Source organism: Flavobacterium ajazii (assembly GCF_010614725.1).
Classification (GTDB): domain Bacteria; phylum Bacteroidota; class Bacteroidia; order Flavobacteriales; family Flavobacteriaceae; genus Flavobacterium; species Flavobacterium ajazii.
This window is the reverse complement of sequence record NZ_JAAEHL010000001.1, coordinates 1-20166: the sequence shown is the minus strand read 5'-3', so window position 1 is coordinate 20166 and position 20166 is coordinate 1. Positions and strand designations below refer to the sequence as shown.

At 35.5% G+C, this 20166-nt stretch carries 11 protein-coding genes; 8 read left to right on the top strand and 3 right to left on the bottom strand.

Annotation, left to right across the window (positions count from 1 at the left end; all coding sequences use genetic code 11):
* Positions 1 to 189: 189 nt before the first annotated feature.
* The 4 genes from GWR14_RS00055 to GWR14_RS00040 all read left to right on the top strand — a co-directional run bounded on the left by GWR14_RS00055 (position 190) and on the right by GWR14_RS00040 (position 10437).
* The gene (locus GWR14_RS00055; protein WP_163406905.1) at positions 190 to 3195 is read left to right on the top strand and encodes a glycoside hydrolase family 2 TIM barrel-domain containing protein; all 3006 of its coding nucleotides are present in this window, start codon (positions 190 to 192) and stop codon (positions 3193 to 3195) included.
* A gap of 220 nt (positions 3196 to 3415) precedes the next feature.
* A complete protein-coding gene (locus GWR14_RS00050) occupies positions 3416 to 6016 on the top strand; it encodes a glycosyl hydrolase 115 family protein (RefSeq protein WP_163406904.1) in 2601 nt (866 codons plus the stop codon).
* 109 nt (positions 6017 to 6125) lie between these two features.
* On the top strand, positions 6126 to 7556 hold the full coding sequence (locus GWR14_RS00045) for a glycoside hydrolase family 28 protein (RefSeq protein WP_223150945.1): 1431 nt from the start codon (positions 6126 to 6128) through the stop codon (positions 7554 to 7556).
* Between the two features lie 28 nt (positions 7557 to 7584).
* Positions 7585 to 10437 (top strand): glycoside hydrolase family 2 protein, encoded by a 2853-nt coding sequence (locus GWR14_RS00040; RefSeq protein ID WP_163406903.1) that lies wholly within the window; start codon positions 7585 to 7587, stop codon positions 10435 to 10437.
* Between the two features lie 419 nt (positions 10438 to 10856).
* On the opposite strand, the gene GWR14_RS00035 is transcribed toward GWR14_RS00040, so the two are convergent.
* Positions 10857 to 12086: a PQQ-dependent sugar dehydrogenase gene (locus GWR14_RS00035; protein ID WP_163406902.1), complete on the bottom strand. Its 1230-nt coding sequence runs from the start codon at positions 12084 to 12086 to the stop codon at positions 10857 to 10859.
* A 254-nt stretch (positions 12087 to 12340) separates the two neighbouring features.
* On the opposite strand from GWR14_RS00035, the gene GWR14_RS00030 reads away from it, so the two are divergent.
* Positions 12341 to 12694, top strand: coding sequence for a hypothetical protein (locus tag GWR14_RS00030; RefSeq protein WP_163406901.1), 354 nt, complete (start codon positions 12341 to 12343; stop codon positions 12692 to 12694).
* A 27-nt stretch (positions 12695 to 12721) separates the two neighbouring features.
* Positions 12722 to 13192 carry a hypothetical protein gene (locus GWR14_RS00025; RefSeq protein ID WP_163406900.1) on the top strand — a complete coding sequence of 157 codons (471 nt, stop codon included), beginning with the start codon at positions 12722 to 12724 and terminating at the stop codon, positions 13190 to 13192.
* 145 nt (positions 13193 to 13337) lie between these two features.
* Here the strand turns inward: GWR14_RS00025 and GWR14_RS00020 are convergent, their stop codons facing one another.
* Complete coding sequence (locus tag GWR14_RS00020; RefSeq protein WP_163406899.1) at positions 13338 to 13910, bottom strand: pentapeptide repeat-containing protein; 573 nt, start codon at positions 13908 to 13910, stop codon at positions 13338 to 13340.
* 302 nt (positions 13911 to 14212) lie between these two features.
* Entirely contained in the window at positions 14213 to 15139 is a 927-nt protein-coding gene (locus GWR14_RS00015; RefSeq protein ID WP_163406898.1) for a helix-turn-helix domain-containing protein, read from the bottom strand.
* Positions 15140 to 15473: 334 nt separating this feature from the next.
* On the opposite strand from GWR14_RS00015, the gene GWR14_RS00010 reads away from it, so the two are divergent.
* On the top strand, positions 15474 to 18857 hold the full coding sequence (locus GWR14_RS00010; RefSeq protein WP_163406897.1) for an RHS repeat protein: 3384 nt from the start codon (positions 15474 to 15476) through the stop codon (positions 18855 to 18857).
* A gap of 11 nt (positions 18858 to 18868) precedes the next feature.
* Positions 18869 to 20166 (top strand): DUF6443 domain-containing protein (locus GWR14_RS00005; RefSeq protein ID WP_223150944.1); only part of this gene is annotated, 1298 nt, incomplete at its 3' end.

The following is a 20166-nucleotide window of genomic DNA, read 5'->3' as shown; positions in this document are numbered from 1 at the left end:
CTAAGCTTATCAGTTTGATCCTTGCCATCCCTGGCCCATTACGCAATCTTGAGTTTAATTCTCAACAGATTTATAATAAACCAATTAGTCTGTCCATAATTTTGGACAAAGTTTGGTCAGCGCAAATGATTCACAGGTAGTTTTGATTCGGCTATTTTTGGTTTGAATAATTAACTAACCTTTTGAATTATGAATTTTAAACACACAGTATTACATGCACTTTTGGGATTGTTCCTTGTGAGTTACAATCTTTCGGCTCAAGTGCAATTACCTTCTTTTAAAGATTCCAAACAGATTAAATCTTTAAACGGAACATGGCAGTTTAAATACATTCCTTCTTCCGATTTGGGTTCCGATGCTTCTTTTTACAATACCGTTTTTGATGTAAGCCAATGGTCAACTATCAAAGTTCCCGGTAACTGGGAACTACAGGGCTTTGCCGAACCTGTTTATGGGAAAAAGTTAAAGAATGGAACAGGACTGTATTCTACTAATTTTACTGTTCCGGCCGATTGGAACAAAAATCCGGTTTACATCTCTTTTGATGGAGTACAATCCGGTTACAGCCTATGGATTAACGGAAATTTTGCAGGTGAATTTGCGAGTGCTTTCAACAGACAGACATTTGATATTTCCAAATTTGTTAAACCGGGACAACCAAATATATTAGCAGTAAAAGTAATAACTCAGCCCAAAGGATGGGAATTTGACACTAACGATGATTGGTCATTGGCGGGAATTTTCAGGGATGTTACTTTGTTCAGTTTACCTCAGACACATTTGAATGATGTGACTATAAAAACTTTTGTAAACACAAACAGTGCCACTGTGGCTGTTGAAGCTATAGTCGGAAAAACGATTAAAAGATTTTCTAAAAACCTGACATTATCAGCCGAATTGATTGATGCCAAAGGGAAGCTTGTCAAAACCGTTTCTATTATGGCTGATGCGCAACAACTGCAAAATGATTTGTTGAGTTTTAATCAAAAAATAACGGTTGATACCCCACAATTATGGTCGGCCGAGAATCCGTATCTCTATACTTTGCGACTGACTTTGAAAGATAAGAATACAGAAATTCAACAACGTACCGAAAAAGTTGGTATCCGTGAAATCAGTTGGACTGATGGGGTTTTAAAATTAAATGGTATTCCAATAAAATTAAAAGGTGTCAATCACCACGATTTATCTCCAAAAAATGGACGCGCTATTACGGAATCAGAACTGAAAGAAGACCTTGACCTGATGCGCAAAGCCAATGTGAATTTCATCCGCCTTTGTCATTATCCACCTCAACCGAGATTACTGGAATTGTGTGATTCTTTAGGTTTTTATTTAATGGATGAAGTGCCGTTTGGTTATGGCGATGAATTGCTTACCGATTTTTCGTATTTGCCAATATTGAAACAGCGTGCCAAATCTACCATCTGGAGAGATAAAAATCATCCATCGGTAATCGTATGGAGTGTTGGTAATGAAAATCCCGTGACTGAAATCGGGTTGCTGACTGGCCGTTATGTGAAAAAACTTGACAATACGCGTCCGTATTGTTTTCCGCAAACACCAACGGTTATAAAAAACATGATGAAAGCCATGCCGGATTCTTTAGATGTTTTGGATTTTCATTATCCAAAGGTTTCCGAATTAAAAGAGTTTGCAAAAACCGTTGACCGTCCGCTAATTGCAGGCGAGTATGCACATGCGTTGGGACTTGATTTTGGCACTTTTGAAGCGAGTTACGAAGTGATGTATCAAAATCCTAAGTTGGCCGGAGGCGCAATATGGGGTTTTCTTGATCAGGGAATTTTGCGCAAAACAGATAAAAAAGTGTCAAACGATAAATCTACTATTTATACCTGGCCCAATAAAGATACTATTTATGATACCGGCGATATTCAGGGGACTGACGGCGTGCTTTACGCCAATAGAGTTCCGCAAGTGGATTATTGGCAATTACGAAAAGTGTACAGTCCGGTAATTGTATTTGATGATTCATTGTATTATCAGGGTGGGAAATCAGAATTGAGAGTCAGATTACAAAATCGTTTTGATTTTACCAATTTATCGAATATAAAATGCAAATGGGAGCTTATAGGAGATACTACAGTACTGAGTTCAGGTGAATTACCATTAAAAGGAAATCCACGCGAAATTGTCACCGAAATTATTAATGTGACTTTGCCTGAAAAGCCAACACTTAGTGTTTATTATCTGAAAATACTATTTGAAGACCAACAGCAATATCAATTTTATGAAAAATCATTCCGTCTTCAAACTAAAGAACCTCATTCTATTTTAAACAGTATTGCTGTTGAGAAAGCTTCAAAAACAGTCAAAAGAGACAATGTGTTGCAATCAGACCGTTATCATTTTGAACTTAGAAAAGATTTTGGCGGAATTCAACTTAAAAATAAAAACGGTGTTACCCTTATTTCTGAAGGAGTTTTTGCTAGAGTAGGCCGAAAAGAATCGATTGCGCAAGGTGCTACATTGACTTCAAAAAGGTCAAAAGAAAGACATACAATCTCAACTCAGTTTTTGTTATCAAAACCGGAAACAGAAGTTAAAAGTTTCAATTCAAAAGAATTAATTGTGAATTATAAATTTAGTCTGGATTCTCTAAAACAAGAACCCCTTGCCGGCGAAGTTGCTTATGATTTTTCTAATAACGGACAAATTAAAGTCGATTATCGTTTTGTTGCCGAAAGCAAAAAAGAAGCAGTAGAAACAGGCTTGTCATTTATAATTCCTGCTTCTTTTACGCAGTTCAGATGGGCAGGAAAAGGGCCTTATGCTTCGTATCCAGGAAAAGAAAAATTAAGCGAGTTCGGAATTTATCAGTTAAACACAAATGATCTTTATTTAGCTGGAAACCGGCAGAATGTAGAATGCGCGGTTTTTACAAACGAAAACGGTGATGGTTTTGCGCTAATTGCCGATAATGCAAATATTGCCGTAGAAAGAACGGCGAACGGAATTGTGGTGAGTCATAACGCACACGTTTCTGGAGTTTTCAATAAATATGAATGGCCGGAGAATTTGTTTTCTTTTGCCAATGGAAAAGAGATAAAAGGGAATTTCACCATCGTGCCTTTTACAGCTGAGAGTTATCCAAAAGTATTAAAAGAACTTTTTGGAGAGAGTCAAAAAACAGTGAAAGCTTTCCAACCTTTTTATAACAGCTACGATCAATAATTTTTTGCAGAAATAATTTAGAGCAGGGGATTTTTAGTCCCCTGTTTTGTTTTGTAAAGCACTCTGAATAAGCTACGTCCAAAGTCCAAAATTATGGACAAGCTTTGATTAATGCTAAAAGGAGGAAAAAAAATAAAAGCTTTCTACATTTGAATAGCCGAAGAGCAAAAGCTATTGCTATTTCTTTTTTTCATCACCAAATTATTCAAATAAATGAGCTATGAATTTTAACCAATCATTCATTATTTTAAGAAAACAAAACCTTAAGTCTGTTGCTGTTTCCTATTTGGCAATCTTTCTTTATATCAGTTTTGGATGCGATGAAATATTGGCCCAGTCAAAAGAAAATAAATTAAAGACTGCTGTCAAAGCAAGTTCAACAGCTTTCCCATTAATCCAAAACGGAGGCGTTCCCTCAATCCTTACCGATAAAGCTGATGCCGAAGCTGTAACCATTGTAGCAAATGCTCTTTCTGGAGATTTGGAATTGGTCAGCGGAACAAAACCCGCCGTTCTTCACGACCTGAAAAAGAACGAAGACTATCTGATTATTGCCGGAACAATCGGTCATTCCAAATACATTGACCAATTGATCAAATCCAAAAAAATAGATGTCACCGCTGTTCAAAACAAATGGGAAACCTATGCTATATCTACGGTTAGCGCTCCAATACAAGGCGTTAAACAAGCACTTGTAATTGCCGGAAGCGACCGCAGAGGAACAGCTTATGGTTTGTTTGAAATATCAAAATTAGCCGGAGTTTCTCCTTGGGTCTGGTGGGCTGATGTGAAACCAAAACCCAAAAAATCATTTTATGTTTTGGCTGGAAATGTAGTATCAAAAGAGCCATCCGTAAAATATCGTGGAATTTTTATAAATGACGAAGATTGGGGTTTACATCCCTGGGCGGCCAAAAATATGGACACGGATATCAAAGACATTGGTCCTAAAACGTATGCCAAAGTATTCGAATTATTGCTTCGCCTGAAAGCCAATTTAATCTGGCCTGCCATGCACGACAGCACCAAAGCTTTTTGGTATTATTCCCAAAATCCAGTAGTTGCCGATAAATATGCCATCTTAATCGGTTCTACACATTGCGACATGATGTTACGAAGTAACACCTTCGAATGGCAGGTGGGTTACGAACAGGAATACGGACATAAACCCGGAATTTACCGTTACGACACTAATAAGGAAGAAGTATATAAATATTGGGAAGACCGTGTCAATGCGGCCAAAAATTATGAATCCATGTACACCATGGGTATGCGCGGAATTCGAGATGGAGGGATTACGGGACCAGAGACCAAAGAAGGCAAAATAGCCTTGGTGGAAAACATCATCGGTGACCAAAGAAATATTTTCAAGAAGTATTTTGGAGCTCCTTCAAATGCGCTTCAAATTTTCTGCCCTTACAAAGAGGTTTTAGATTTATACACCGGAGGCTTAAAAGTCCCTGACGATGTTACTTTGGTCTGGACAGACGACAATTTTGGTTATTTACGCCAATTGTCAAATACAGTTGAGCAGAAAAGAAGCGGTGCCAGCGGAATTTACTACCATTTATCATACTTAGGCGGGCCTCACGATTATACCTGGCTTTCGTCCAATTCACTTTCGTTAATCGCTTACGAAATGACCAAAGCCTATCAATTCGGAGCTAATAAATTTTGGGTGGTAAATGTGGGCGATATCAAACCTGCTGAACTGGAAACGCAATTCTTCCTCGATATGGCCTGGGATATCAAAAAATGGACTCCCGAAAATGCCCATTTATATGTTAAAGATTGGGCTGAGGAAACCTTTGGCAGTGAATTTGCGGTTGAAATTTCGGCCATCAAAAAACAATATTATCAATTGGCACAAAACGGAAAACCGGAACACATGGGGATGTTGAAATTTGATAGTGAAACTAAAAGCAACAGACTGAAAGCCTATTCGGAATTGGTTAAAAAAGTGGACAAGCTGAAAACCCGTATTCCGGTTTCACTCAAAGATGCGTATTTTCAGCTGATAGAATATCCTGCAAAAGGATCGGCTTTGATGAACCAAAAGTTCTTGTATGCGCAAATGAGTCTTGAAGTGGCCGAAACCGATAAAAAAATGGCTTTGGACTATTCACAAAAAGCAAAAAATGCTTTGGAACAAATTATTAGCCTAACCCAACATTATAATAAAGAAATTGAAAACGGAAAATGGGACGGCATTATCACCCACGCGCCAAGGAATCTGGAAACCTATGCGATGCCTAAAATTGCTAACCCTGAAATCTTAACCGAAGAAATGCGTAACCCTCCGGTATTTGACAAAAGATATCTGGAAAAAGTACTGACTTCTATAGATGGAGCAAGTTCGTTGAATCTCGTTTCACTGAATGCTTCGGATTTCAAAATAAAAAAGGAAATTGCATCAGAAAAAATTATCACTGTAAATGGTTTGGGATTGGATGGCAAGAGTATTTCCCGTTATCCTTTTACCGGAAAATCTTTTAAAAATGATGACTATTCTCATGCCCCTTATGTTGAATATGCCATCAATTTGAACGCCGGAGAATACCAATTATGTCTCAAAAGCCTTCCGACAGATGCCATTAACAACGAACGCAATCTGAATCTGGCGGTGGTTATCAATCAACAGGCCCCGGAATTTGTAGATACCGATAATTCCAAAAAAGGCAAAAACTGGACAATGAGTGTAGTTAGAGGATTTTATGAAAAAGTGCTCCCTTTTAAAGTTGATAAGGATGGCCAAACCAAGATTCAAATTTATCTGCTGGATACAGGTCTGGCTTTGAGCCGAATTGATATTGTTAAGTAATTTAGATTTTAGAATATAGAATTTAGATTTTTCAGACTTTGGAATTTGGAATTTCGGATTTGGAATTTCGGATTTGGAATTTTATATAAAACTTAAAAATAGTTATAGAATGAAACTAAAAAACAATGTATTGAAAACCACCCTGATCGTTTGCTGTTTCTCGATTTTTATGGCTTTCGGCCAAAACAAACAAACTAAATTCTGGTCTTCGTCTGAAGAAGCCTTAAAGGAAATGGCTCAAATCAAGAAATCGATTATCGCACCTACTTTCAAAAATAAAGAATATCCCGTTACAGCTTTTGGTGCCAAAGGAGACGGAACAACCAAAAATACCGAGGCTTTTAAGAAAGCCATCGAAGCCTGTAACGCCGGCGGTGGCGGTAAAGTTGTCGTTCCGGCAGGAAACTTCCTCACCGGGCCAATCTATCTGAAAAGCAATGTCAACCTGCATGTAAGCGAAGGAGCTACCATCACTTTTTCTCGTGATACCAAAGATTATCCGCTGGTACTTACGCGTTGGGAAGGTATGGATTGTATGAATTATTCGCCTCAAATTTATGCTTACAACGAAAAAAATATAGCCGTAACGGGTAAAGGAATACTAAACGGAAATGCTAATGATACTTTTTGGTGGCCTTGGAAAGGGAGTAAAAATCACGGCTGGAAAGAGGGGACGCCTAATCAGTTCAAAGCAAGAGAACGCCTTCATTTGATGATGAAAGAAAAGGTAGATCCCCGCAAACGAATCTTTGGCGACGGCCATTATTTGAGACCGTATATGATTCAGCCCTATAACTGCCAGAACCTATTGATTTCCGGAGTGAAACTAATCGATTCTCCAATGTGGTTCATCAGTCCGGTGATGTGCGAAAATGTTATTGTCGAAAAAGTTCACATAGAAGCCCACGGCCCAAACACCGATGGATGTGATCCTGAAGCCTGCAAGAATGTATTAATTAAAGACTCTTATTTTGATACCGGCGATGATTGTATAGCCATAAAATCTGGGCGTGATGAAGACGGACGAGACAATAAAAAACCGGCCGAGAATCACATCATCGAAGGTTGCACTATGAAAGACGGACATGGCGGAGTAGTGATTGGGAGCGAAATTGCAGGAGGAGCGAGAAATATTTATGCCGTCAATTGTAAAATGGACAGTAAAAATCTCGACCGTGTATTACGCGTTAAAACCTCATCTTCCAGAGGCGGAACCATCGAAAATATTTTCCTTAAAGATATCGAGGTAGGAAGTTTTGGAGAATCGGCTATACATTTTAATATGTTTTATGAGAAACCAGGTAATTTCATGCCGACTATTCGCAATATCTGGGTCGAAAACCTGAATGTCGAAAAAGGAGGCGAATATGCCATCTGGGTCAAAGCCTACAAAGAATCCCCGATTGAAAACCTCAGGGTCGTGAACTGTAAACTAAACGGCATCAAAACCCCGCTGAAAATTGACAATGTCAAAAACATGCAATTAGAAAATGTGATTATCAACGGCGAACTTTTTAAATACGATAACACTCAGAAATAATAAAAAACGTATTATAAATAAAATTTTGATGAAACAATTTTTAGAAATTAAGTATTTCCATTTTGCTTTATTACTGCTTGGAACTCTGCATTTATTTGGTCAATCAAATACAAAAAAAGAAATCCTTTACCTTTCCGGGACAGATGTAATGCATACCAAAACATGGGATTTTTGGATTACAGCCGGACAAAAAAACGGTTTCTGGTCAACAATACAGGTTCCCTCCCACTGGGAACAACAGGGCTTCGGAAGTTACGATTACGGCAGGGATAATATTACAAACGGGAAAAATTTCGAATTCCATGACGAGAAAGGTTTTTACAGATACAATTTCGAAGTTCCTTCCAACTGGCAGGGCAAAGATATCTATATCGTTTTTGAAGGTTCAATGACCGATACCGAAGTAAAAATAAACGGTAAATCGGCCGGAGCTATTCACCAAGGAGCTTTTTACCGATTCAAATACAATATTGGCGATAAAATACGATTTGGCGTTCAAAATCTATTGGAAGTCAAAGTCAGTAAAATGTCAGCAGACAACTCAGTCAATAATGCCGAACGACTTGCTGATTATTGGATTTTTGGTGGGATATACCGTCCTGTTTATTTAGAAGCGCTGCCAAAAGAAAACATTGCCTGGACCGCTATCGATGCCAAAGCCAATGGTTCTTTCAATATAAATATTCATTTAAATCGTGCCGTTGCTAACCGAAGCGTTCAGGCACAGATTTTTGATAATAAAGGAACATTGGTAAAAACAGCAACCATCAAAACTTTGGCTACAGATAGTATTGTTAACCTGCAGACATCAGTCAAAAAACCACTTTTATGGACAGCTGAAACACCAAATTTATATACTGTAAAAATTGCTTTGAAAGAGGCTGATAATACGATTTATGAAACCTCCGATAAATTTGGTTTCAGAACTATTGAAGTAAAAAAAGGAGACGGCATTTACCTCAACGGCTCCAAAATAAAGATGAAGGGAGTTAACCGTCATGTTTTTTGGCCGGAATACGGCAGGGCTACTTTTCCTGAAGCTGATTTGCTGGACGTAAAACTCATGAAGGAAATGAACATGAATGCCGTGCGCTGTTCCCATTATCCTCCAGACAAAAATTTTCTCAGGGTTTGCGATTCTTTGGGTCTTTATGTAATCGACGAATTGGCAGGCTGGCAAAAAGCTTACAGTACCAAATCCGGAACCTCATTATTGAAAGAAATGGTTATCAGGGATGCAAACCACCCTTCGATAATTTTCTGGAGTAATGGTAACGAGGGTGGACATAATTTTGACTTCGATGATGATTTTGAAAAATACGATTTGTCAAAACGAACCGTAATCCATGCACATCACAAACCCGGAAATGCTATTAATGGTATTGATTGCAATCATTATGAAGATTATTACAGTTCTGAAAAGATTATTGCAGATACCAATCTGTATATGCCAACCGAATTCCTGCACGCCATGCATGACGGAGGTGCCGGTGCAGGCTTGGCTGATATGTGGGAACTGCATTGGAATTCTAAACACGGAGCAGGCGGCTTCATTTGGGATTTTGCCGATGAAGGAATAGTACGCACCGATTTAAAGGGTATGATTGATGTAAACGGATTAAATGCAGCAGACGGAATTGTTGGACCTCATCGTGAAAAAGAAGGCAGTTTCAATGCGATTAAAGAAATTTATTCTCCTGTTAGAATTACTCTGAAAGAATTACCGGAGAATTTCAAAGGCGAAATTCCGATTGAAAACCGCTATCATTTCACCAATCTTAATCAATGCAGTTTTCAATGGGAACTAATTAATTTCAGTAAAAAGAATAGCGATAAGGCTGCTCATTCAATAGTTAATAAAGGCATGACAGTTTCACCAAATATTCTTCCAACAGCTAAAGGTTCTATAAAACTGAACCTTCCGGAAGACTGGCGCAGTAACGATGCTTTGACTCTGAAAGCGATTGATCCATATAACAACGAAATTTACAGATGGGTTTGGAAAGTCAAATCCAATAAGCAATTAGTCGAAAAATTAATAAACGAGGAAATCGTAAAAGAAAAAGTAATTTTTACAGAAACCGACAGTCTGATTACGTTAAAAGCAAACGCTATAAATGTAACATTCAGTAAAAAATCAGGAAAATTGACTGCTTTGAAAAATGATAAAGGTGCTGCTATTTCTTTCAAAAATGGGCCAGTCATGGTAAGTGGCAATGCTGTTTTTTCAGGGCTGAAACATTTTGCAGAAGGAGATTCATATATTGTCGAAGCTAACTATACAGGAGATTTACAAAATGTACGCTGGAAAATGAATCCAAACGGATGGCTCGAAATGACGTATGAATACAGTCTTAATGGCAAATTTTCTTTTACAGGAATCAGTTTTGATTATCCCGAGGGTCTGGTAACAGGCGTAAAATGGTTGGGAAAAGGTCCTTATCGTGTATGGAAAAACCGCTTGCAGGGAGTCACTCTCGATGTTTACGAAAACCGGCACAATGATGCTCAAACCGGTAGAGCACCGTGGAGCTATCCCGAATTTAAAGGTTATTTTTCTGAGATTGTCTGGATGGAATTGAGCACTATGGAAGGTAAATTTACCATTGCCAGCCCGGATAATGATTTGTTTGTCCGACTCTTTGATTTTTATGCTATAAACGGCGTAAAACCACATCCTGCTTTGCCTTCCGGCGATATTTCGTTTCTGGATGCTATTCCGGCAGTAGGCTCAAAAATGGGTATCAGTCCTGCAAATGTTCGGAGTTTTGGCCCTCAAAGTGATTTAACCGAAGTAAAAAGTCCAGCCAAAAGAACGATTTACTTCTACTTTGGTACACCCAAAAAATCGAAGGATAAAACGGAAAAGCTTCCGGATTAAGCATCTATAGAATTTGTATCGTATAAAGAGTAACTCCATTATTTAATTTTCAAAACAAAAAGATAAATATTAACCCGTTGGGTGAAATTGATTAAAAAAATTGATTTGATTATAAAAAGTATAAAAATAAGTAGTGAAATATCATTTATAACTCAGGGAATTGATGTCATCCTGAGCGGAGTCGAAGGCTTTTGAATACGAAAGGACTTCGACTTCGCTCAGCCTGACACTTATTTATAATTTCACCCAACGGGTAAATATTAATCATCTTTTTGTTTTGAAAATTTAGCTTTTAAATATTATCCCAAAAGTTAAACCACCATTGCATGTAAAATCGAAGGTTCTATAATCAAAAAGAGCCTCGACTCCGCTCAGACTGACACGTCTTTTCAATTCTCCAAACAAGTGGGTTAATATATTTATTTCTTATCAATCCTATAAAGCCTTCCCTGATCAGTAACAGCATACAAAGCTCCATCGTTGCCCTGAGTAATATCCCTGAATCTTTGACCTTCCTGAGCCAAAAGTCGCTCTTCACCCACAACACGGTTGTTTTCTATAGCCAAACGTACAATATGTTCCCCGCTTAATGCTCCTATAAAAAGATTGTGGTGCCACTCCGGAACGCGATTTCCGGTATAAAAAGTCATACCGCTTGGCGATACTACAGGATCCCAGTAATAAACCGGCTGCTCAAGACCATCTTTTTTCTGGATAGCATCACCTATTGGCTGTCCGCTGTATTCTATTCCATAAGTAATAACTGGCCATCCGTAATTTGAACCTGCTTTTAGACGATTAATTTCATCTCCTCCACGTGGCCCATGTTCACTAAGCCAGATTTCACCTGTGGTTGGATGAAGTGCCAGACCCTGCGGATTTCTGTGTCCAATAGTATATAATTCTGCTAATGCTCCTGTTCCGCTGAATGTTGGATTACCTGTTGCTGCCTGACCATCTTTGGTTATACGGATAACTTTCCCAAGGGCCGCAGAAACCGACTGAGCCAATGGTCTTGTTTCCAAAACAGAACGTTCTCCGGTACTAACGATAAGATTTCCCGTTTTATCAAAAAGAATACGTCCTCCATAATGAAGCGTACTGGCATTTGCAGGATTTGCACGATAAATTACAGTAGCTCCTTCGATTGTTTTTTCGTCATTTGATAATTTCCCTTTGGCAACTGCTGTTAGGTTTCCTCCTGCACCTGCTTCAGAAAATACCCAATAAATCATTCTGTTAGAGGCAAATTCAGGGTCAAGGCATAAACCTAACAAACCTCCCTGATTTGCCGAATTTACAGCCGGCAAGCCTGTTATTGCAGCACTCACTTCACCAGTCACTTTCACAATGCGTAAAGTTCCTGTTGTTTTCTCTGTAATCAAGAGCCTGCCATCCGGAAGGCTTTTTACTCCCCATGGACTAGTCAGTGCTGAAGTGATAATTTTTGCTTCATAATCTGTATTGGTAATCAGTCCTCCTATTCTCGTTTGCCCTTCAAATGCCGGAGTATAAGCTGTATTGGCTGCATCACTTTCAACCGGATTTGTTGGTGTACCCGGATCATTAGAGTTTTTATCATCATTCGAACAGCTCAATAGTGTAAATATTGCTATCGAAAGACTTGTAATGTAGATTGTGGTTTTCATTGTATTTGGGATTTAAATTTTTAATCATTTGAATATCAAAAATCTAAAATTATATCCAGAAAAAATTATACAATTTATCTTATTACTTATATAATTCAATTATATTTAAAAAGTATTTTAATTAATTCAAAAAAATGAGGATTTACAAATTTTCATATATCCATTATGTTTCATCTAACTTCATCTTATATTTAATTTTTTTTTGTTTTCCGTATTTCTTAAAAGTACCAGGCATATTGATCTATCTTTTCTTTTTGTCAATATCAATCTTTATTTTTTCATTAAACTCTAAAGAGCTAATAATAAAAAATGAAGGTTTGATTTTCAATTATAAAAAATCAAAAAAAAATAAAGACTTCAATTTTCAGGAAATACAATCTATTAATGTTATTCATAAAGATTACTATATTTTTCAAACAAAATCTATAGAACTAAAATTTTACAGTAATGAAAAAACATATAAAATTAACTGTAATGGTATTATTGAAAAAGATGAATATGAAGATGAAATATACCTTTTATATATATTTCTGAAAGAAAAATTTCAAAATACTTATTTTATAGAATTTGATCTTTTAAGATTTTCATTAGGTAATTTCAAACGTTGAACCTAAATAATCTTTAAAAAATAATAGATGAAAAAAATATTATATTTATTTTTAATTCTTTGCATTAACTGCAAATCATACCAAACCGAATTCATAGAATATGAAAATCATTTGCCAAGACATACTGTCGATAAAATCTTAAAAAGTTTTAATGCAGAAAAAGAACAATATTCATTACTTATTTTTACTCAATTTTTTAATGGTGAAGAATTTATAGTCCAAAATGATAAAAGAATATTGCTAAAAGAGTCGATACATACAATTAAAAATTTTGGGTTTGCGAAGACAGTTAGAATCAACAACAATTATGATGTAATAGCTAAAGATACTGATATGCATACAAAAGTTTTAATTAAAAGCAGCCTGGCTAAAAAATATAAATTTATTTATATAGAAAAAGATAAATATTTAAAAGATGTGGTTGGAAATGACAGCATTCTAAACACAAAAAAAGCTTATAAAATTATTTATAGTAATACCTTACTTGGTTCTATGTAGGCATCAATGATTTTTAGCCTCTTAACCCTGTAATCTTTTTAAGTCTAAAATAACAAGAAAGCAACTCGAAAATGAATTGCTTTATTTATATTAAAAATTGTCTGGCTTTGCCCTTAGCTTTGATAAGAAACTTTAAATTTTTTCATCAATCAATATCCAAATCAAATTTTTCTAATAAGCCCGAAAGATGTAAGTGAGATACTTTTGCTTTTTTTACTTTGTTTTCTGACGGGTCAAAAGCATATTTTTTTGACGTGCGAAAGTCTGTCTTTTCAAGATTTGTTTGTTGAAAAACTGCATTAGACAAATCACAATTCTTAAAAACAGACATTGATAAATCTGTTTCTGAAAAATCAACCTCTCTGACTGAACAATCTATAAAATTAGTCTTCTTCATTTTTTTATAAATAAAAGTCGAATAGTCCAGAATACAATCATAAAAATTCATTGAGAACAAAAAGGAATTGCTTGAACTAAAATCCAAACCCATCAGTTTACACTCCATAAATTTGATGTTTTTTAATCCTGTATTTTTTAAAATGGCCAATGAAAAATTGCAGTTCTTAAAATTACAATCTAAAAAATCGCTATGACTTAAGTCTGCTTTTGAAAATTCACAATTCAAAAATTCACAATTCAAAAATTCCTCATGGGTTATTTTTTCTTCTGAATAGTCGATATTCTCAAATGTTTTATGCTGGTGAAGTATGTTTTCCATAAATGCTGGTTATTTAAAAAAAGAAAGATTATCAATTCAATTCAACGCATTCAAAAACACCGTTTTGAATTATGATATCACATATATCTGTATCACTGTCAATTCTCAAGATATTATCACAATCTTCAAGGTCAAAATTCCATTTAACCATAGGCAGCAATTGGTTAATACGTGCCGTTGCCAGCTCTAATTTTAATTTTGTGTCTACTGATGTTTTAAAAATATAGATCATAATTTGCTTTTTTAGGTCTGCAAATATCAATCCTTTAACGTCATAATTGATAGGATTTCTTAATCAAAAATTAGGACTTTTCAATCAATTTTCTGTATTGAACTGGTGTAATCCCTTCTTGTTTTTTAAAGATTCTGCTAAAATAGGATTGATCATAATACCCAACCTGTAAAGCGATTTCTGATACTGAAAGGTTCGTTTGATATAATAAATACTTAGCTTCCAATAAAATGGTTTCATCAATCCATTTTGCCGGTGATTTACCGGTAACATTTTTCAAAGATTTGTTTAAATGATTGGGAGTAACGTTTAATAACGACGCATAAAATCCAACGCCGTGTTCTTTTTTTATGTGGGTATAAAGAAGTTCTTTAAATTTAGTGGTGAGTACCATCGCTGCAGTAAGATTTTTATTTTCTTTTACTGTCTTTTTACCAGTTTCATTAATTTCACAAAGCAGTGTAATGAGGTAAGACTGAATAATATCCAAACTTGCCATACCTGATTCTCTGTACTGTATCTCTAATCGACTTAGCAGCTGCAGAATAAAATGCGCCTCTTTTTCATTAAAACTAATGTTGGGTTTTCCCCAGAGTTTCAGAAAATCAAAATCGTTTATAATTTCACGATTTCCATATTTTCCAATCAAAATATCGGGGTGAAACTGACAAATAAAACCTGTTTTTTTGGTATTTTCTGTATCAATAGAAAAAACCTGATTTGCAGCAACAATTATAGCTTCGTTGGCTTTAGTGACGTATTCCTCAAATCCTATCTTTATTATATTCTCTCCTGAAGTAATCAATAATAATGTATGGCAAATATGCTTTGATGGTGGCACAGAATACTCGAAATAATCATTCACGTCTTCAAGTTTCAGACAAAAAAAATGATCTGAGTTAAATTTAAAAAGATCATCTACAATCGCCTCATTTACAAGAAACTTATCCCTAAAATCCTTTGATTCGTAAGTCTTTATCTTCTGATTTGTTTTCAATTTCTTAGTTTATTTAAAAATACAAATATTAACATTTTAAAATTAAAACAAAGTGCCTGAAAACATTGAATATCATCATAAAATTTGGTCTTTTCATTTTTAGGAAGAAAGTATATTTCAATGGATTTATCAATAAAAAACTAATAAAATTACATTCTTTTGTTAAATTAAATAATCAGCCGTTCATATCTTTTTTGTAAGATTGTACGATTCAAACCAAAAAGTTAACAAATATTTTCTATCAAAAAACATCCCATTTAAAATGCATCAAAAAAAAAACCGAGCAAAAAATGAAATTCATTTTAGTTCCTTGCTAAAGACCAAAAGAAACAAATTGCGAATAATTTTCTTCTTTTTATTAATTAATTCTGCTGGATTTAGCCAAAGCAGCACAATTACAAATTTACCAAATATAGCCCCGCCATCTCCAAATGCTGCAGCATTAGCACAATATGCAGACATACCTGTAAGTAATTATACTGGAGTTCCAAATATATCTGTCCCTTTATTTAGTGTTAAATCAGGAAAAATTGAATTACCGATAACTTTAAGTTATCACGCATCAGGTATAAAAGTAGCACAAGAAGCTAGCTGGGTTGGTTTAGGATGGGCGTTAAATGCCGGAGGAACAATAACAAGACAGGTAAGAGGAAAAGATGACTTAAAGAATATTAATGGTTATGGATATGTCAATGCTCCTCTTCCTGGTTCTACTGCAAATAATTTGCCTGAATGGTCAAATTTGTCAGAGATAGACACTTATTTGGGTATCAAAGGAGGTGCTTATGACGGCGAACCTGATATTTTTTATTATAATTTTTTTGGTCTTTCTGGTAAACTTGTTTTCCAAAAGCAATCCGGAGATGAAATTAAGGCAGTTTCTATTGATCAAAATAATTTAATTTTTTCATATAATAAAAATACTGAAGAATGGACAGTAACGGATGGTAATGGATGGAAATATTATTTAGGAAATTCCAATAGCAGTGTTGAAATAACTACTAACTATGCCCTATCAAGAAATTATCAATTTGCAGGAGAAGATGATGTTAATTATGACATCGCTCATAATATGCCTGGTCCGCCTGATGATCCACAACCAATGATTTCTTCATGGTATATAACCAAAGCCATTACTCCTGAAGGAGATCAAATTGAGTTTGTTTACAGTAAGAGAGGCAGGATAATAAGCCAAATTAGTTACGGGGAAGAAATACATCAAATGATGCAGTCTAAATTAGTGAGTCAAACCGGATCATATTATTCTACTCCACAACAAACATCAAATCTTTATTCTGCAAGTCGTCAAGTTACAGAAGAATGCTATCTGAGTAAAATTAAATTTAAAAATGGATCTGTTGATTTTACTCTTGAAGACAGAAATGATTTAATCCCGTATCCCACAAATTCCATTAAACCAGCAAGACTTAAAACGGCATTATTAAAAGATTTAAACGGAAAAACCATAAAACAATTTGATTTTACATACAGTTACTTTTATGACAGGTTACGTTTAGATTCTGTTCAAGAATTAAATGGATTAGCAAAAATACCGCCTTATATCTTTTCATATAACACAAATTCATTGCCAGAAAAAACTTCATATGCTATTGATTATTGGGGATACTATAATGATAAAGACAATTCAAATATACAGACTCAGGTTATTCGTGGTGAACAATTCAATAGACAAAATCCTTTGGAAATTTATGAAGAAAATATCGGTTTTGGTTCAACAACTAAAATGCTATCTCCTGCTTATGAAAACATTTTTATTGATAAAGTTTATATAAATGGTGCAAATCGAGAAGTTAATAAAGAAACAATACAGGCTGGTATCTTAGAAAGTATACAATACCCTACTGGTGCGATAGTAAATTTTATTTATGAGCCAAACGATTATTCTAATCCTAACGAAGTTCTTTATGACTATGCAGATACTATTACTTTTGGTGCCGGAGATAGTACATTTGACCCTTCTCCTGCTGGAGAAGAAACCATATTTACATTAGATAATTATACTTTAGTAAATCTCTCTTTTTTTATCTATGGAGGTACTTCAAGTGCCTTTGATTTTTCCACATTAGAACTACAAGATTCAAATGGATGGCCAATTATTTCTGTATTTAATGATGTTTCTTTTAATTCCGATAGGAATTTTACGAATATCTCCAATTATATTTTGGCTCCGGGAACATACAAATTGAAAGCACATATCCCTTTTAACCCTACTATATATGCCTACATCGGAGTAAAATATAAAAATTTAGTGGTAGTTCCTAAAAAACTAGGAGCAGGACTTCGAATTAAGTCTATAATTACGAAGGAAGGTACAAAGGTTTTAAAACATAAAAAATATTCATACGAAAATAATGGGATTTCAACAGGCAGGATCATAAGTCCCAGCCAATTCTTTTTTTCTGAATCTTGGTATTCAGCAAATATTTATATTCAGCCAGGTAATATAAGTAAACTCATATGGCAAAACAATAAAATTGTTCGTTCTTCAAGTAGTGTCGTCCCTTTAGGAAATTCCGCACAAGGCTCTGTTATAGGTTATAACGAAGTAGCTGTTTCTGATGTAGACACTCTAGATAATAATATAGGCGTTTCAAAATTCTATTACAAAAATATTGAGGAAGTGCCTATAGCATATTTTATACCAGGAGTGCCAAATGCCATTAACGAGAGCAACGGTCAATTGCTTAAAGAAGTACACTACAATAAAACAGGAAAAAAAATAAAGGAAAAAGAAATAACGTACACAACTGAAAATACCAAAATAAATGTACAAGGAGTTAAAATTTATAATTCTCCTGAAGATCCAGATATGACTTCAACTGAAGTTAGGTTTTATGACACGATTTCAGAATGGTGGCATCCTGAAAATACAATAGAAACAGTTTATGATCTAAACGGTCTAAACCCTATTACTACAACAACCAGTTTTAAATATGATAACCCTTTGCATAAGAATATAACAGAAACCCAGACAACAAATAGTAAAGGGCAGCAAATTATAACAACAAACCAATATCCCTCCGATCAGCCTACAGGAACGGGTATGACAACCGGTGATTTCAATTCGATGATCGCTCAGAATATCCTTAATCCTGTCATTAAGCAGCAGACAAAAATAAATACTAATTTACTTTCAACTCAGGTTAACACGTATAAAAACTGGAATCTGGATGTAAACGGTGACAATACTCCCGATACTATTTTTCTTCCCGAAAATACAAAAACGGCAAAAGGGACAAATGCATTAGAGACCCAAAACCAAATCCACAGTTATTATCCGGACGGTAATGTTCAGGAGGTTTCAAAGGCAGACGGTACCCATATCGTTTATATCTGGGGATATAAAACCGAATTTCCTATAGCCATGATCGAAAATGCAACCTACAGCGAAGTATTATCATATGTAGCTGGTTTGCAGAATAAATCCAACTTAGATACGGACCACTGCCTGGATACCGAAACTTGTAAAGAAAAAGAATTAAGAGATGCCTTAACCAGCCTGCGTAATGATGCAACTTACAAAAATAAATGGCAGGTAACAGCTTATACCTACGACCCTTTGATTGGAGTAACAAGTATAACAGACCCTAAAGGTTATACCATCTATTATCTATATGATTCTTTTGGACGATTAGAATTCACAAAAGATGCGTTGGGCAATATCCTTTCTGAAAACAAATACAATTATAAACAATAACCAAAAGTAATATGAAAAAAATACTAAACCTGCTTTTGGTTTCATTTCCAATTATAGCAGCAAGCCAGACCCAAACCGAAAATTACATCAAAACAACAACTTACAAAGAGCCTACAGCCAGCAGTATTACAAATCCTACAGCTTTGGAAGCCAGCCAGAGTATCACTTATTTCGATGGCTTGGGACGCCCTATTCAGCAAGTAGCTCACCAACAATCGCCAGCGGGAAAAGATATCGTAACGCCCATTGAATATGATGCTTTTGGACGTCAGGAGAAAGAATATCTGCCATATGTGCCAAACACAGCTGCTTCCCTCAATTATAAAACGACCGCACTAACTGATATTGGCACATTTTATAATACAGCAACATACGAGAGCACACTTAACCCTTATTCTCAAAAAGAATTTGAGGCCTCACCTCTTAACAGGATTTTAAAACAGGCCGCTCCCGGAAATGACTGGAAGCTTGGAAACGGACACGAAATAAGATTGGATTACCAAACCAATACCAATACAGATCAGGTAAAGCGATTTGAAGTTTCTTTTATAGGTGGAAACACAGAAAACCCTTATTTGGAAGACAAAGGTATTTATGATCCTTCAGAATTATACAAAACCATTACCAAAGATGAGAACTGGCAGTCAAATCAAGCTTACCCTAATGATCATACCACCGAAGAATTTAAGGACAAGGAAGGGCGTGTAGTTCTAAAACGAACTTTTGATGCAGGAAAATGGCTTGATACTTATTATGTGTATGATGATTACGGAAACCTTACTTATGTACTGCCTCCAAAAGTTTTTACCTATAATTCCATTACACAAGCTTACTTAGGGCAGTCTTCTTACAGTGACAGCTATGTTGACGGCATTTCTTTTTTTATTGATGATCAATATGCTGAACTAAATATAACACAACAAGGTCAAGGCAATCTTAGTTATTATTTTTATGCATATGGTTTTACTCCGGGGTCTCCGTTAAAATCAGGAAAAATTGCAAGTTTGGATTTTTCTCCTAATTTGCCCGACATCTCCCTGGGAAATATTACAAGCTTAGATATAAATGGAAATTCGATAGTAGTGGGTACGGCCTACATTCAAAATGGTGATTTATATTTTTCTTCAACGGGAGCCGGTGTTTATCCGGAAAATGAAGAGTTTTGGTTTAGTAGTTCTTTAAATATAGCTGATTTTCAATCTTCTTATACTGCTCCTGGATTGAATAGAAGTACTCTAAATGATTTGATCTATCAATACCGTTATGACAAACGCAACAGGCTTATAGAAAAAAAGCTTCCGGGCAAAGA

Excerpts from the sequence above, each read along its gene's own strand:
- GWR14_RS00025 (WP_163406900.1), top strand. The coding sequence starts at position 12,722 with ATGAAAAAAATATTATATTTATTTTTAATTCTTTGCATTAACTGCAAA.
- GWR14_RS00055 (WP_163406905.1), top strand. The coding sequence starts at position 190 with ATGAATTTTAAACACACAGTATTACATGCACTTTTGGGATTGTTCCTT.
- GWR14_RS00050 (WP_163406904.1), top strand. The coding sequence starts at position 3,416 with ATGAATTTTAACCAATCATTCATTATTTTAAGAAAACAAAACCTTAAG.
- GWR14_RS00040 (WP_163406903.1), top strand. The coding sequence starts at position 7,585 with ATGAAACAATTTTTAGAAATTAAGTATTTCCATTTTGCTTTATTACTG.
- GWR14_RS00045 (WP_223150945.1), top strand. The coding sequence starts at position 6,126 with ATGAAACTAAAAAACAATGTATTGAAAACCACCCTGATCGTTTGCTGT.
- GWR14_RS00020 (WP_163406899.1), bottom strand. The coding sequence starts at position 13,910 with ATGGAAAACATACTTCACCAGCATAAAACATTTGAGAATATCGACTAT.
- GWR14_RS00035 (WP_163406902.1), bottom strand. The coding sequence starts at position 12,086 with ATGAAAACCACAATCTACATTACAAGTCTTTCGATAGCAATATTTACA.